Below are 15459 nucleotides of genomic sequence, written 5' to 3'. Positions count from 1 at the left end.
TTTATGCATATAAAAAATTGAGGGTCAAATTTTAACCAATTGTAACATGCGTGATAACTGTACCCCAGTCAGCAACAACAATATTGCAATTATTTTTTGAGAGGTCAAAAGTGATTTCTGACTGTTCTCCTTCGTTTACAGACACTTTCTCTAAATTTTTGACATTTTTTGAAGAAAGGATCATGTTATCGTCTTTGTAAAGCTCTATAGTCACGTCGGAAGCCGGTAAAATAGCTGTGTTGTCAGCAACAACGTTACCTTTTGCGTCCATGGTTGCAGGGATGATATATTCAATTTCTTCGCCTGTCAATTCACCATTGTGATCAAAAGAAGCTTTTGTTTTCTTTACTTTGTAATAAAAATTACCTTCTCTGGAATCAAGCATTTTAATAACGCCTTTTGTAATCAGGGAAATAGAAGAAACTTTACGTTCGATTTTTAGAGTTTCAACACCAGCCTTGGTAGCAGTGTTCTTTAAAGTAATCTGTCCGTAGAATAAATCTCCCGGTAAAGCAGCTGCAACACCGTTGTTCTGCTTCAGGCTAACCTGTAGGTCAGAAATAATATTCGCTTTGCTCATGGCGCTGATATTTTCGCTATCGGAAGAAAGACCTGCCCATGCAACAACTGTGATCTGTTTTGAACCCGGACAACTGATCTCAACCGGTTTTGCCTGTAGCAAATAAGTTTTGTCAAGAGACACTTGTGTGTAGTAGTCACCATTCTGATCAAAAACGAACAGAGTAGTCTGGTCTACGTCACCCTTAACGGTGATATCTTTGTTATCGGAATAAGCTTTCAGTACAACAGAGAAAGGAACCTCAGTCTGAGAATCAGCATTTTTAATTACGCTTTCATCAATACCTGAGTAAGAAGAATCGCTATCAGCGGAACAACTAGTGAAAGAAATTGCTGCCATCAGTGTGCAAACAATAAACAAACAATTTGTGAAAATTCTACCCTTTTTCATGACCTTAATTTTTTATATGCTTAAAATTACCCTATACTCGAGAGATTATTTCCGGTTAAGACCCTCATCAAAACCTTTTCTCTCATCTTGATGTTGCAAATATAGAGACTAAAATGATATGTGTATCGTATAGTGAGATAATAAAAGTTAAAGCAATCAAAATAATCGCCGAAAATATCAAAACAAGTGGTGTGAATGTCTCAAATAGGTGGTGTAAGTGTCGTTTTAGCCCTCGAATCAGTTTCTGATATTACTGTATTTATATCTTATTTGATAGGAATAGCCTGTGTTTGTGATACGAATACACCCGCTTTTGCCCTGCCGGTTAGTAATAGTACTTATTTCTGTTCCGGTCAATCCCATTATTATGCTAAATATTACTGATAAGCTGGTTTGAATATCGGAAATCGTGCGAAAAAAATATGATAATCATTTCTTTTTACGCAAATAATCTTGCGTTGATGTTCGCAAAACGAAAATTTATTATCATCTTTGCATAGATGATTATACACAGTTATGAGGAGGGTTTACTGTTGGTTCTGAAATACTCGGGAGAAAATTATCTTAGAAATTAAAATATATATATCATTATGAATAATAGAACTTTGTTCAGGAAGTGGTCTGTCTTTCTTGCATGCTTTGCTTTTTGCGGTCAGCAGGCATTTGCAGCAGGAGGCTCCGCCAGCCCTTTGGAGATAACTGTTCTTGTAGTAGTCATTCTTTTGGCATTGTTGTTTGTCCTGGCGGCTTTTTATTTGAGAAAGATGTATGCCGGTTTTTCGAGCCAGTCCCAAAAGGCGGTAAAGGAAAAGGAGTTGCTTGTCCTGAACCAGATTGAGATTGAGCAAAAAAATAATGAGTTGGAAGCTGCTAAGAAGAAGTTGGAGGAGCAGAAGGAGGCTATCGAGTCCAAAGCGGCAGAACTCGAATCTGAGAGAAATGAACTGGAATCTCAATATAATGTATTGTCAACAGCGAATAAAGAGCTGGTTCAGAAACTTTCCACGCAGGAGACGATGATCTCTACGCTGAATAGCAATAAAAAAGACCTGGAGCAGTTGCTCGTCACCAAGATCAAGGAGAGTGATGCCATGCAGCGGGAGGTTGCCGACAGGCTTTCGGAAGCCGAGTCCCGTTTGAAGGATGCCGAAATGATCCACGATAACTTCTTTATCGAGACAATCCACGAAATGCGTACACCTCTTTCACTGGTGCTCGGTTCATTGGCATTGGTGGTACAGAATAAGGATGAAGAAAAAGATATGTCCACCCAATTACTTTCGGCTTATCGTAATACACTTGCTTTGCAGGACCTTGCCGATCAGTTGATCGGAACCCGCCGGGCAAACGATGTCGCCAATTATCTGCGCATCGCCCGTTACGACCTGGTGGAAATATCCCGGCAGATATGCGACCTGTTTGTAGACTGGGTTGCGATGAATAATGTCGATTTCCAGGTCAATACCCAGACGGCTAAGTTATGGATCTGGCTCGACCGCCGTAAAATGGAATATGCTTTACGTACATTATTATCTAATGCATTTAAGAATACATTTGTTTATGGCAAAGTCACGCTGGATATTTCAGTCGTCAGGAAAGACGGGAAAGCGTATTGCTCTCTGTCCGTGCAGGATGAAGGATTGGATGAGAATGAAAGTGCTCGCCGCGGTTTGAAACAGGTGCACGATATGGTGGATGACATCGGCGGATTTTATAGCAACGAAACGACTTCGTCGGGCACTGTCTATACATTATTAATACCGTTAGGCAAACAACACCTGATGGAACGCCGGGTGGAATTTGTAGAACCCGAAGCTGACCTGGTGAGATTGAACGACCGTCAGAAGGAAGAGATTGCCGAATTTATTCAGGTTGTCCCGCAGAAAAAGCTCACCGGCAAGAAAATCCTTGTCATCGACGACAGCGACCAGATCCGTTGGTTCCTGAAACATGTCTTTACTAAGGAATATGAGATTCTCGAAGCCCGTAATGGGGAGGAGGGAATACAAGTTGCCTTTGCCAACAATCCGGACCTGATCCTTTGCGACGTGATGATGCCTGTGAAAGACGGTTTTCAAACCTGCAAGGAGTTGAAGGCCGATCCGCGCACTTCGCAGACACCGGTTGTCATGCTGACGGCGAAGGTGGAGAGCGAAGACATCATTGTCGGTCTCGAAGCCGGGGCGGACGATTATATCACCAAACCGTTCGATGTGGAGATTCTTCGCAGCAAACTGAACAACCTGGTGAAACGCCGCGAACAATTGAAGCAATTCTTCACCAAGTCGCTGGCAGGAACAAGCGCACCGAATACGGATGAAAGCGATTCCGGCATACCGAGCAATCCGTTTATGGACCTGGTTGTTAAAAACATCGAGATGCATCTTGACGATTCCACCTTTGAGGCAAAGGTGCTCGCAGACTCATTAAACATGAGTCTGCCGACATTGTATCGTAAAATTAAGCAATTCTCTGATTGCAGTATCCTGGAACTGACCCGTACGATTCGTCTGAAAAAGGCCGCCGAATTAATCCAGACGCAGCAGTATTCGGTGCAGGAAGTCGCAGAAATGGTCGGTTTCAACGACACGGCCACCTTCCGCAAACGTTTCACGGAACAATATGGAACGACGCCTTCGCAATACGGGCAGCCGTAAGATCAGTATATAGTTATATTTACCTGAAAACCCGTTTTAAATGAGCACAAACTTCGTTTAAAACGGGTTTTTTCTCGTTTTAAACGAGATTTTTTGCATCATCGACCTTTAGAAGATGAATGTGTCGGTATTATTTTTTACCGTTTATAGCTTCCAACAAGAATTTGCCTGGTTTGAATTTTACGGTTGTTCTGGCCTTGATCCGTACCGGAGTGCCGGTCTTTGGATTACGTGCCATCCGGCTACTTTGCGGTCTGGGAATCAACGTTCCGAAGCCAATAAGGGCTATTTCTTCATTTTGGGACATTTTTTCAGTCACGATCTCCATATAGGATTCCAGGACTTTTTTTGCTTTTTGTTTGCTCAATCCGGACTTTTCAGCTAAAGCCTCAATGAGTTCTGCTCTGTTCATGGGTATTTATTTTAATGATTAATAATTCTGCAAAGCTAATGAAAACAAACTGTATAATAGAATGGTTCCGGCAAAAAATATAGATGTTTTTGACAAAATGATATTTAATGTGTCTTGTAGGTGGATTGTACGGAATGTAGCACGATATTGATTGTTTGCAGGCGATTGTAATAAGGTTATGTGTATCCGATGTGCTCTGTATGTCGCGTGATAAGCGTCATAATATTCCATGTTAGTTGTGATTCTTGTTATAATGCTCGTTTAGGTGTCTTTTTTGTATGAATTTTGATAGTTGACTGCGGGTGAATATTTCTGTGCTTCCGGAAGGAAAATATGTTCCATAACACGTAATATAGCGCTTGAAAAATTCAAAAAACGGGATTATTCGTCTTTAATTAACAAAAATTTGCTTTAAAACGAAATGAAATTTTGCTGCAGTCAAATTTTATTTCGTTTTAAACGGATTTGAAATTCGTTTTAAATGAACTTTTTTTTGTTTGCAGAGAGTTGAAAAGTTAGTTGTTATCGGATGTTGTGTTAATAAATGTGTATTTTGTTTTTCTAAAAGGGAGAGATATGGCAATTTGAATGTTACTGAATTTGCTATATCTTTATCATAAAGTTGGAAAATGTGCTTTTGTTGCTGCAAAATGCTATTAAAGTCGTTGGATAATACCGAACCTATCTGTATTTACATTGGCATATTCCTTCATTATTCTTATCTTTGTATTGGTACTTAAAAACGACGGAAATATGGAAACAATGCCGATCAGAAAACTCCCGGTAGGGATACAGGATTTTACAAAATTGCGTGAAGAAAATTTTTTGTATGTTGATAAAACGGCTTTGGTCTATCGAATGGCTGTTTCCGGAAATCCTATATTCCTGAGCCGCCCGCGCCGTTTTGGCAAAAGCCTGCTGCTTTCGACGCTCGAAGCTTATTTCCTCGGACGAAAAGAGGTCTTCAAGGGACTCGCTATCGAGCAGTTGGAAAAGGATTGGAAAGTATATCCGGTGCTTCATCTGAGTCTGAATGCCCAGTATTACGAGGATAAACGGAGTCTCGAACAAGTGTTTGAAGTTCATTTTATTGAATGGGAAAAGCAATATGGTAAAACAGATAAAGAAGTGGGCTATGCCGGACGTTTCATGCAAATCATTCGTCAAGCCTGTGAGAAAACAGGGGAGAAAGTGGTTGTCCTGATCGACGAATACGATAAACCGCTTTTGCGTACATTATTTAATGATGATCTACAAGACGTTTACCGTGAAATGCTGACCGGCTTCTATACCGTACTGAAAGATGCCGACCGCTATCTGCGTTTTGTGTTTATCACCGGTGTAACGAAGTTCTCACAGTTGGGAGTCTTCAGTAACCTGAACCAACTGATGGACATTAGCATGAATCCCGACTATGCAACCGTTTGCGGTATGACAAAAGACGAGATCGAACGCGATTTCCAACCCGAACTGGCTGCGCTTGCCGCCATGAATAAACTGACTTACGAACAGACGGTAAACGAATTGGCAAAACGTTACGACGGTTATCATTTTTCGGAGTTCCAGACAGAAGGAGTCTTTAATCCGTTCAGTGTGCTGAATGCATTGATCCAACGACGTTTCAGCAGTTACTGGTTTTCCACCGGTACACCTACCATGTTGGTCGAAATGCTGACAAAGACAGATTATGACCTTCGGAAACTGGATGGCATAGAAGTACCTGCTGCTGCACTGACCGATTACCGGATGGATTTTCATAACCCGGTACCGATCATTTACCAGAGTGGGTACCTGACGATTAAGGAGTACGACCAGGAGTTTAATTTTTATCGTCTGGGTTATCCGAATGCCGAGGTAGAATATGGATGGTTGAATTTCATCACTCCCTATTATACATCGATGTCGGAAGCAAATGCACCGTTTTATATTGGCAAATTCAGCCGTGAGTTGCGTGAAGGTGATGTCGACAGTTTTATGGAACGCCTTCGCGCCTTCTTTGCCGGTATGCCCTACGAACTGAACGACAAGACGGAACGTCATTATCAGGTGATTTTCTATATTGTCTTTAAGCTATTGGGGCAATATGTCGATGTCGAAGTGCGCAGTGCCCGTGGTCGTGCCGATGCCGTCGTAAAAACAACAGATTATATCTACGTATTCGAATTCAAACTGAACGGTTCGGTAGACGAAGCCCTCCGTCAGATCGACGACAGAGGCTATCTGATCCCTTACACAGCCGATGGCCGTCAGTTAGTCAAAGTAGGCGCCTCCTTTAACAAAGAAGATCGTAATATCGGTGAATGGAAAGTCGTTGACAGTTAACAGATGACAGTTGATAACTTCAGAAATGAAACAAAAAATCAGCAAAGCTTTCCGGAAAGGCGAAACTTTGCTGATTTATATAGTTCTGGATTATAATTCGTTTATCTCTTCTATGGACAGACCGGTACATTGGGCTATCGTTTCGATGCAGATTCCCTGCTTTTTAAAATTGGTTGCAATCAGACGTTGCCCTTCCGCAAGCCCTTCTGCTTTCCCTTCTGCAAGACCTTCCGCTTTCCCTTCTGCTTTCCCTTCGATCCAGCCGGTTTTGATCACGCTGCGCTGATAACGCAGTGCTTCCATATCTGCATAATATTGTCGCCGGTCTTTCTCATTTAACTGGTCTATGCGCAGGCGTTCGCGAGCTTCCTGTAAACCATGAGCTGTGCTGTTCTGGTCGATCTCGCCTGTTTTCAGGAAAGCGATCCATTCATCGAGCGGGGTTTTGGCCTGCTGGTTGAAGCCGTCCACGCGTAATACGTAATATTCAGGAAAGATATCACCGGCTTCGTGGCGGACAAACTGCTCTTTCTGCCGGACAGAGAGTTGAAGAACGTCATTGTAATGGATACCTTTAAAGGTTGTTTTTCCATGATAGACATAATCTTTTCCCTGGCCTAACTCAAAATAAACGATGTTGATCGAATATACTTTACGAATAATACCATATTCCTGTCCTTCGTTGATATAATCGGTGATGGCCTTGGACGCTCCGTAGAGCATACGGTGGAAATAATCCAGTTCGCGGTTGTTCTGAACTTCAATGATGATAAGTTCGCCTTTGCTGTCTTCAGCAAGCATGTCCACGCGGTTGAACTTATCCTCTGAGGTTTCTTTATTGCTTTCGCTTTCCAGCATTTTGACAATACGTATCTCTTGCCCCAGTAAAGTGGACAAAAAACCTTCCAGCACAACAAAGTTCGACTTATTACGCAAAAGGCGCTTGACGGCCCAATCAAAATGAACCAATGCAGAATGATTTTTCATAGTTACTCTTATTTATATGTTACTTAGGCAAAGATAAGTGATTTTCTCATGCCAAAGTCCTCTTTCTCATTTAAAATCAATTTATTTCCGCGGCTGCTCAAAAAATCTCCTTCTTCCACCCTCAAAAGAGATTTTTACCCCTTTTTTGAGAGTCTTGCAGTTGTCTCTAAATGCTTCAAAAGACCCGTTGAAAAACATTTAGAGTTTTACCGCTGATATTCTTTTTGAAGATGATAGTTTTATCTATTAAGATAGAGAGAACCACCTATACCCCATCCTTTTCATAACAATTACTTTTGCTACATGAAAATAAGGTAAAATATAAATATCAAGGATAGGGTAAAGTCAATCCGAAATTATTAAATTATGGAGTATAATAAATTAATTACAAAACAAACCATTTTTCTGGCGTTGGCGATTGTAGCTCTGTTTGCTACAAGTTGCATAAAAGATAATTTGGATGAGTGTCCAGGGTTGACACTCAAAGTTGTGAATCAGAATAATGAAGATGTCACTCCACTGGGAGCAGTAACTTCTGCGACACTTTATGTGTTCGATGAAGATTTGAAATTACTCGAAACACGCAGTCTGGAGGAAGCTTTCATTAAGAACCGTCAAAACATACAATTGAGTTATCCGGCTGATACGAAGTTGCATTTGGTCGCTTGGGGTAACCTGACGGGAGAAAAGCAGGTCGTTCCTAATGCAAAAAGCGCAGAGGAATTGAATATCATGCTGAATTCTAATAATGGTGAAGCTCAGTCTCCGGATGATTTATTTTACGGCTTAAAGGAATTTATTATTGGAGCCGGAGGTAGCCAGGAAATTGTGATTGCCCCGAAAGTCGGACAGGTTACCATGCAAACCGAAGGACTGCAATATGCAATCGAAAAGAATCCGTCGTTTCGTTCTGCTTCTGTGTCCGGTTCTTCATCGGCTTATGAATTTCAGTTAAACCGTACATTGAGCGGCTATAATTATAAAGGCGAACAAATCGGTGAAAGCGTATATTATAAACCTGAAGGTGATTGGGATGAGACTGCCACCGAATGGGTAACGCCTGAACCTAGTAACGTTTGTGAAGGGCAAAATTTATCATGTTCTTTTATGGATGAAAATGGAGTATTACAGACAGTCGATGAATATGAACATTCGGACGGCACAGTTGGTCCGGTTGACATAAAAGTATATGAAAACATACTGATTCTGTTCAGATGGAACGACCAGGGTGCTTTCATCGGAGCCAAAGTAACTGTTACTCCCTGGGGAGTTGTGGAAGATAATCCTGATTTGAAACCTAAAAATTAATCAATCATGATAAATATGAATAAGATATTATATGCAGGATTCGCTTTATTGCTATGTGCTTCCTGCTCAAATGACAATGATCGGGATATAACTTCGCTACCGGAAGCAAAGATATCCTTGCAGGTGAAAGCCAGCGGAACGAACAAGAAAAGTCCCCTGAAAGCTGGTACAAAAGCTGGTACAGATGCAAACGAACTTGCGGGTGAAGCATACATTAATAATATAACTGCATTTGTGTTTAGCGAAGACGGTTCTCAACTTCTTTCTTCTGCTCCTTTTTATCAGGAAACAACCCCGGCTGACGGCGAGTTGACTATTCCGAATATTCCGGCACGTGCAGCAAAGGCACGGATCGTACTGGTCGGGAATGCAAACGGAGCTTTGAGTAATATTACCTCGTATGCAGGTCTTGAAGCTGCTCTTTGCCAACTATCGTCGCAAGAACAGGATAATCTGACCATGAGTAGCCGGGTGATCGAAACAGAGGAATCACTGGTAGCCGGTGATGAGAATTATATCGGTTATGAATCGATGGGCAAAAATAATATCAACGGAATATCTACTCCGTTGGAGTTGACTCGCCTGGCGGCCCGCCTGGACGTTGTCGGAATAAAGACAAATTTCACTCGTCCCGAATTGTTGGGGCGTATCGTTACAATCGAATCTATCACGGTTGATAACCAAAAGACGGCTTCACGTTTCTTTAGCCACGATTATTGGGGTGCCGTTGTTGCTGCCGGAAATTTAGGAACGAGTCCGTCCACCCCTATGGATCTGGTAGTCGACAACAATACATCGCTCAGTGAAATAGCTTACCGTACTTACGTGATGGAAAACGACGGAAGCGAGCAGCCGACCGAATTGCTCATCAAGGCAACCATCAGCGCCAAAGATCCTTATCAGGCCCGGACACGCGAATTCAGGGCCGTTATCAATGAAAAAGGGTTGTCGGCTTACGGACATAATTTCGTAAAACGTAACTATGTATATAAAATATCTTTAGTATTTGATGACGAGAGCTTTAAAGAAGATATATTATACGGAACGGTACGTATTGTAATTACAGTTGCGGAATGGAATACGGAAATTATTGATATTCCGGCTATTGACAGCTGATTAATCGTTTGATAAGGTAAAACTCTCAATGGTTGTTTGTAAATCTATCAATTTAATGAGAAGTAGAATCACCTGCATTTTTTGAGAGTTTTGCCTGTCGTAACGAAGTCATTTCGGGCGTTACATTTGCATCGTCATCCAGACAATATTAAAACATTTGAATACAAAATTCAAAATTAATAACAAGTTAGGGTAATATTATTAACAAATTAAATTTATAAGTTATGAAAGTAAAGAATCTCTTTATTATGTCTTTAGCTGCTTTTTCATTGGTAGCATGTTCAAATGATGAGGAAGCAGTTGTTCCTCAGGAAGGAAGCGTTGTTGTTAACTTAACTACGGCTGATTCAAAAACAAAGGCTGATCCATTAACGACAGAAGGCTATGATGCTGAAAATGCAATGAACTCAGGAAAAGTTTATGCATTTTTAAATGGAACGACATTAGTTGAAACAAAAGACTTTTCTACAAGTTCAAACAGTGTTACATTTGATAAATTGACAGTAGGTAGTAATTATCAATTTGTTGCTGTGGCAAACTCTAGTGCAACAGCTGTAACTGCCGAAGGATTTAAAACGATTGAAATTAACGCTCCTACTGCAAAAGAAAACTTTGTTATGTATGAGGTAGCATCAGTAACCTCTTTAGCTGCTACAAATGATATCAGTATGACTGTTAAACGCGTTCTTTCTGCTGTTCAGCTTGGTACTGTAACAAGAGCACAAACAGAAGCTGTACCTTCTCTTTATAGAAATGCAACAATGACAATTAATTCTTTGACTTTGTATAATGTAAATCCTTCTGTAAATTTGGATGGTAGTAAGAAAGTTGGAACCGCAGAAAATGCAACAGACTTGGCTGCTTCATTTACGAATAAAACTGTTGCAAACAGCGCTTCTGTTAATATCAATGGTACAGATGTTACAGCACGTGCTTACGCTTGTCCTACCGCAGGATCTGCGACTTTATATGGCGTTTTAGAAGTAACTTATAGCGATGGGATAGGTAAAAAATATTATAATATTCCATTAACTGCAGGTTTGGATGCTAATACCTTATATCTTTTAAATGTAAAGATCGTGGGTGTTGGTTCCAATGAACCAGGTGATCCTGACGAATTCGGAGGTGCAACAGGTACGATAACTCCGGCTCCATGGTCGAACGGTTCAGTTATCAATGTTGATAATCAAGAAGGTTAATTGATCAAATCTATAAGAAGTGCCGCCAACCTTCTTGGTGGCACTTTCTTTTTTCAGGAAGCCCTGTCAACCCTCTTGACAGGGCTTTTTTGTTATAGGAAGCTTTGGCAATCCGATTTTTTCGCCTTCTTTTCCCAAAGAAGCCCTGATAATCCGATTTTCCCTCCCAATAAATTAGAATATCCACTGTCAATCGCTTACCTTTATTGCTCTCTGGAAAAAATAAAGTATTCATCCTAATTTAATGCACATGAAAAAAATTACGACACTAAATTTAAACATTCTTCATGTAGAAGAAAGTTTCGGCTACCTTAAACTGGTCAGTGCGGAAACTCCTTTACTGAATCCTGGAGGCGGAGGCGACCGCCCGGAAATTGAATCAGCCCGCTGATTCCCGCCAATAGAAGAAAAAAAGGAGGACAATGCATTAAAAAACATTGTATTCCTTTGTTGTTTTGACGCTTCGACCTTTGTAAATCTATCTCTGGTTAGGGGTGTAACTATCAATTTTCACTACTTTTCCACATTGCCACTTTTACCCCTTAAACATGAGATTCTGACCTATCCCCACTTATTTCGGCATACCCTACATTTGCAATATAAAATCGAATGAGATAGTAAATAAAGCAATAAAATATAGGGTCATGAAATTACAGAATATCTTCGCATTAATCGTTACATTGATTGGTTTCGCTGCTTGTACTTCCGAGAGCGAACTACTTGATACTCCTGTAGAGAACAGTGATTTAGTTCCGGTAACAATAAGTTTAGGTTCTATACAGACAAAAGCTTCTGTTGATTTGGATGCTCAGGAAGGGAATATAGAAAATGCTGTAATCGGTATTTTCGATAGCAACGGCATTCCGACAGTTGCTCCGATTGTATTAACGAGTTCAACAAATGGCACAACTCGTCTTCCTTTGGTGAAATCAAATGCTTATGCTTTTGTAAATGTTTCGGACGCAGATATTAATGCATTGAAAAATATCAGTAGTATGAATGATTTTAAAAATTATGCTATAACTAAACAACTTACTCAGGTAGCCGCTACTTTACCGAAGTTTGGAGAAAAAACAAGTTTTACTCCGACTGCAAATGGTAATATCGAAATTCCGGTACACCAGTTGACAGCACGTTTAGATGTAAATGTATCTGTTGAATTGACTGAAAATAATCAACCTGTTACAGATGTCGCTTTTGTGCTGACGAAACTAGAATGGTCTGGTATTGATGCAGCGTCTACTACTAATGGGAATAATGGTCAGTTCACAACCATTATCAATGGGGAGACCTACAATCAGGTAATAAATCGTACTTATTCTTATCCGGGTGTAAAACCGACTTTATCTTTACAAGGTACGATAGGCGAAGGTGGTGAAAGAAAATCATATGCTTATACCTTTAATAACGCATTGGAAAAAGACAATGTTTATTTATTGAATGTGAAAGTGAAAGGTGATCTTTCATCTCCGGCAACTGTCACTATCGAATATCAGTTGGTTGATATGGGAGAAGTGAAAGTGGATGTTCCTGCTTTTAATTAATGGAAGAGAATAGGGTAATAAATTAAAAATAGTAGATTGTATGAAAAGATATGGTTTATACGTATTAAGTTTATTTGCAAGTATATTTTTATTATCTGCTTGTGTAGATGAACAAGCTGTTAAATCTTCTACCGATGTAGAAGAAGGGCGGGAGGTCAATTTGTCTTTGCCTTTTATAACAGGAGATCCGGAAGTTATACAAACAAAAAGTGCTTTGATAGAAGGTTCTGTATCGGATCTGTATGTGCTACTTTTTGATGAAAGTGGGACACGCGTTCCTATAACGAGTAGTGAAAAGGGATATTTTGAGAATTTGAACGGATTATCAGGTTCTGTTTCTTTTCAGACTACCACCGGTAAAAGGCGCCTTTATGCTGTCGCTAATCTAAAAAGCGATGCAACTGAAAATATTAAAAAATCATTAGATAATATTGCACAAGAAAGTGATTTAGCAACGATACCAGTCCCTTTAAAAGATAATATTGTTTCTTTTACTGGTAATTCTTTTCTTGCGTCCGGTTATTATACAAGTGGTAAAGAGGCAACAAACGAACCGGAAGAAGCAGAACTTGTTTCTATTGACTTAAATGATAGTGGACAAGCTGTTATTAAAAATGATAATGGTAATACAATAGATGGTTCAATTAAATTAATTCGTTTGTTTTCGAATATAACATTTTCTATAAGCAAAGCTAGTAATGTAGATTCGTTTGAACCTATCTCGTGGAAAATTGTTAATGTGCCTGTGAAGTCCTCTTTGTATAAGGAGGGAAGTTTATCCTCAGAGTCTTCAGACTATTATTTTCCTACTTCAGTCAGCCAACGATTTGTTAATAATACATTTGAATTTGCTATGTTGGAAAATTTGCAGTCGGCTACTGATATTTCAGATAAAAATATTCGCGAAGCAGCAGACAAGCGCCCGTCAAATGCAACTTATGTAGAGTTGAAAGGACATTTTGTTGGCACAGGAAAGAGAAATGGTTACGAGAAACCTGCTAAGGTAGATGCAAATGTTACATATTTCATAAGCTTAGGTATGGGGTCTGATAAAAATACGACTGATTTTGGAGATTATAAAAGTAAAAGAAATAAGATTTATGTATATAATATTCAGGTTGCAGGAGTTGATGAAATCATAACAGAAGTACAAGAAAAGAGTCCTTATCATAGAGCTGACGGCGATGTGACTTATGTCGAAGGTGAAGTTGATAATTATGATGCACACTATGAAAGTAGTGTATATACTTTTAATATAAAAGATATAGAGGCATATGGCACGGATTTTTTGGTTAAAACACCATTTACAACAGGGTATATTAAGCTTTCAGAAGCTAAGGAAAATGATGAAAATTATGCTGAAAATTGGCAATGGATTCATTTTATGGTAAATGAAAAGTCTGGCAACTCGTATTCTGATAATAAACAACGATATCCAAATGAGAGTAATAAGTCCAAATTGATGGATGTGAAAGAATTCTCGAAGTATCTTAAAGAGAAAAATAATTATCTTAATAGTGAACTTAAAGTTACATGCTTTATTGATGAGTTTTATTATAAAAATAAGAACTGGACAGAATTTGTAAATACTGAACCACGTGTTATGCAAATAATGTGTAATATTGATAGTTATACTCATAATACTGATCATACCAGCTCATTAAGAGAGGCTCGTTATACAATTTCCCAGAAATCAATACAAACGATCTATGCTTTAGATCCAACAAAAACAGCTTGGGGTATTGAGTGGGTAAATGAAACGGATTCTATTTCTGCTAGTAATTATGGAGATAATACCAAGGGGGAAAATATGAATAATGGATATGCTAATTTATTAGCAGAAACACAGTTGATAGGTAAAGATTGGTATGCAAAGGGAGCGGATTTTAGTTCTGAGCTAAAAAAAGCTTATGCAGCATGTATGTCTCGTAATAGGGATGAAAATGGTGATACCAAAATTAGTAAAGATGAAATGAAATGGTATTTGCCTGCTATTTATCAGTATATGGATATTTGGATGGGTACATTCGGGTTGCCGAATGGTTTTGCTCTTTATCAGAAGAATGGGGACTATGATCACTTTTATGCAAGTAACAAAAAATATATTTTGTGGGCAGAAGAAGGGTCTTCGTTTGGAAATGATAATGATAAATATGAAACAGGTCGTAATTATGGAAGATCTATTCGTTGTATCCGCAATTTAGGTATGTCTAGTAAACAAGAAGCTGCAGGTACTTATCCGGATCAATATTATTCAGAGAACAATTTAGTTTTTGATATGTCAAATATGAATAGTCAATCAATTCGGGAACAGTTTTTGGAGGGAGAGTTGGATGAGCATGTTCATACTGACTTTAATGGAGCTAATACTCCCTATAAAAGATTTAAGTTTGCGAAAAATGTTGTATCCAATTTTACAGTTAAAGTTTTCAGTTCGACAGTTTATGCTACGGGAGGTAAAATACATAATGGAAGATCTGGATATTATAAGTGGAATGGTGGACCTAAGGGATACTTGAGAGATGAAAAAGATACTTTTAAGGAAAATTATACTAGTTATTATCGTTATTATAAAACTGAAAAGCAGGAAGTATGGACCGATTATACTCAGTCAATGATAACACGTACAGATTTGGCTATTAACATGAAACTAAATAATTCTCCTTGTAAATATTATTCAGAGGATGGAGATTCAAAAGGATGGAGAGTTCCTAACCAGAGAGAGTTACAAATGTTGATACGTGCTGGAAAAACCAACAATATAGCGGTGTATTCATGGACAAGTTATGCTTTTACAGAGAATCGTGTTTATATGTTTTATGAAAATATTTTACAATTAACAAGTCCGGGGAATCCCAATTATGCCAATCCTTCTTTATATATCCGTTGTGTGAAGGATATAAAGTAAAAATGGATAATAGAGTAGGTTGCGATTAATAATGAG

Annotated in this window: 11 protein-coding genes; 8 read left to right on the top strand and 3 right to left on the bottom strand. The window is 39.1% G+C overall.

Annotated elements, in window-relative coordinates:
- Positions 1–31: 31 nt before the first annotated feature.
- Positions 32–970, bottom strand: a complete 939-nt coding sequence (locus tag K6V26_RS19040) for a FimB/Mfa2 family fimbrial subunit (protein WP_224263567.1) — start codon at positions 968–970, stop codon at positions 32–34.
- A gap of 590 nt (positions 971–1560) precedes the next feature.
- Between K6V26_RS19040 and K6V26_RS19035 the strand changes: the two genes are divergently transcribed.
- The gene (locus tag K6V26_RS19035; protein ID WP_224263566.1) at positions 1561–3627 is read left to right on the top strand and encodes a response regulator; all 2067 of its coding nucleotides are present in this window, start codon (positions 1561–1563) and stop codon (positions 3625–3627) included.
- 130 nt (positions 3628–3757) lie between these two features.
- Here K6V26_RS19035 and K6V26_RS19030 read toward each other — a convergent pair whose 3' ends face one another.
- Entirely contained in the window at positions 3758–4039 is a 282-nt protein-coding gene (locus K6V26_RS19030) for an HU family DNA-binding protein (protein ID WP_010801728.1), read from the bottom strand.
- Between the two features lie 753 nt (positions 4040–4792).
- Between K6V26_RS19030 and K6V26_RS19025 the strand changes: the two genes are divergently transcribed.
- A complete protein-coding gene (locus tag K6V26_RS19025; RefSeq protein WP_224263565.1) occupies positions 4793–6361 on the top strand; it encodes an ATP-binding protein in 1569 nt (522 codons plus the stop codon).
- A gap of 90 nt (positions 6362–6451) precedes the next feature.
- Here the strand turns inward: K6V26_RS19025 and K6V26_RS19020 are convergent, their stop codons facing one another.
- Positions 6452–7348, bottom strand: a complete 897-nt coding sequence (locus K6V26_RS19020) for an Rpn family recombination-promoting nuclease/putative transposase (RefSeq protein ID WP_224263564.1) — start codon at positions 7346–7348, stop codon at positions 6452–6454.
- A 366-nt stretch (positions 7349–7714) separates the two neighbouring features.
- Here K6V26_RS19020 and K6V26_RS19015 point away from each other — a divergent pair, with 366 nt between their 5' ends.
- From K6V26_RS19015 to K6V26_RS18990, 6 genes are all read left to right on the top strand, one after another.
- A complete protein-coding gene (locus tag K6V26_RS19015) occupies positions 7715–8656 on the top strand; it encodes a FimB/Mfa2 family fimbrial subunit (protein WP_007655300.1) in 942 nt (313 codons plus the stop codon).
- Between the two features lie 15 nt (positions 8657–8671).
- Complete coding sequence (locus K6V26_RS19010) at positions 8672–9772, top strand: fimbrial protein (protein WP_224263563.1); 1101 nt, start codon at positions 8672–8674, stop codon at positions 9770–9772.
- A 224-nt stretch (positions 9773–9996) separates the two neighbouring features.
- Entirely contained in the window at positions 9997–10971 is a 975-nt protein-coding gene (locus tag K6V26_RS19005; protein WP_224263562.1) for a hypothetical protein, read from the top strand.
- A gap of 250 nt (positions 10972–11221) precedes the next feature.
- The gene (locus K6V26_RS19000) at positions 11222–11362 is read left to right on the top strand and encodes a hypothetical protein (protein WP_162201375.1); all 141 of its coding nucleotides are present in this window, start codon (positions 11222–11224) and stop codon (positions 11360–11362) included.
- A gap of 253 nt (positions 11363–11615) precedes the next feature.
- Positions 11616–12515: a hypothetical protein gene (locus K6V26_RS18995; RefSeq protein WP_224263561.1), complete on the top strand. Its 900-nt coding sequence runs from the start codon at positions 11616–11618 to the stop codon at positions 12513–12515.
- Positions 12516–12555: 40 nt separating this feature from the next.
- Positions 12556–15423 carry a hypothetical protein gene (locus K6V26_RS18990; protein WP_224263560.1) on the top strand — a complete coding sequence of 956 codons (2868 nt, stop codon included), beginning with the start codon at positions 12556–12558 and terminating at the stop codon, positions 15421–15423.
- Positions 15424–15459: the final 36 nt, after the last annotated feature.

It is taken from the genome of Parabacteroides goldsteinii, from assembly GCF_020091425.1.
GTDB classification, from domain to species: Bacteria; Bacteroidota; Bacteroidia; order Bacteroidales; family Tannerellaceae; genus Parabacteroides; species Parabacteroides goldsteinii.
This window is presented reverse-complemented; position numbering and strand designations above follow the sequence as displayed.

Coding starts and splice junctions, on each gene's coding strand:
- K6V26_RS19040 (WP_224263567.1), bottom strand. CDS start 970: ATGAAAAAGGGTAGAATTTTCACAAATTGTTTGTTTATTGTTTGCACA.
- K6V26_RS19035 (WP_224263566.1), top strand. CDS start 1,561: ATGAATAATAGAACTTTGTTCAGGAAGTGGTCTGTCTTTCTTGCATGC.
- K6V26_RS19030 (WP_010801728.1), bottom strand. CDS start 4,039: ATGAACAGAGCAGAACTCATTGAGGCTTTAGCTGAAAAGTCCGGATTG.
- K6V26_RS19025 (WP_224263565.1), top strand. CDS start 4,793: ATGGAAACAATGCCGATCAGAAAACTCCCGGTAGGGATACAGGATTTT.
- K6V26_RS19020 (WP_224263564.1), bottom strand. CDS start 7,348: ATGAAAAATCATTCTGCATTGGTTCATTTTGATTGGGCCGTCAAGCGC.
- K6V26_RS19015 (WP_007655300.1), top strand. CDS start 7,715: ATGGAGTATAATAAATTAATTACAAAACAAACCATTTTTCTGGCGTTG.
- K6V26_RS19010 (WP_224263563.1), top strand. CDS start 8,672: ATGAATAAGATATTATATGCAGGATTCGCTTTATTGCTATGTGCTTCC.
- K6V26_RS19005 (WP_224263562.1), top strand. CDS start 9,997: ATGAAAGTAAAGAATCTCTTTATTATGTCTTTAGCTGCTTTTTCATTG.
- K6V26_RS19000 (WP_162201375.1), top strand. CDS start 11,222: ATGAAAAAAATTACGACACTAAATTTAAACATTCTTCATGTAGAAGAA.
- K6V26_RS18995 (WP_224263561.1), top strand. CDS start 11,616: ATGAAATTACAGAATATCTTCGCATTAATCGTTACATTGATTGGTTTC.
- K6V26_RS18990 (WP_224263560.1), top strand. CDS start 12,556: ATGAAAAGATATGGTTTATACGTATTAAGTTTATTTGCAAGTATATTT.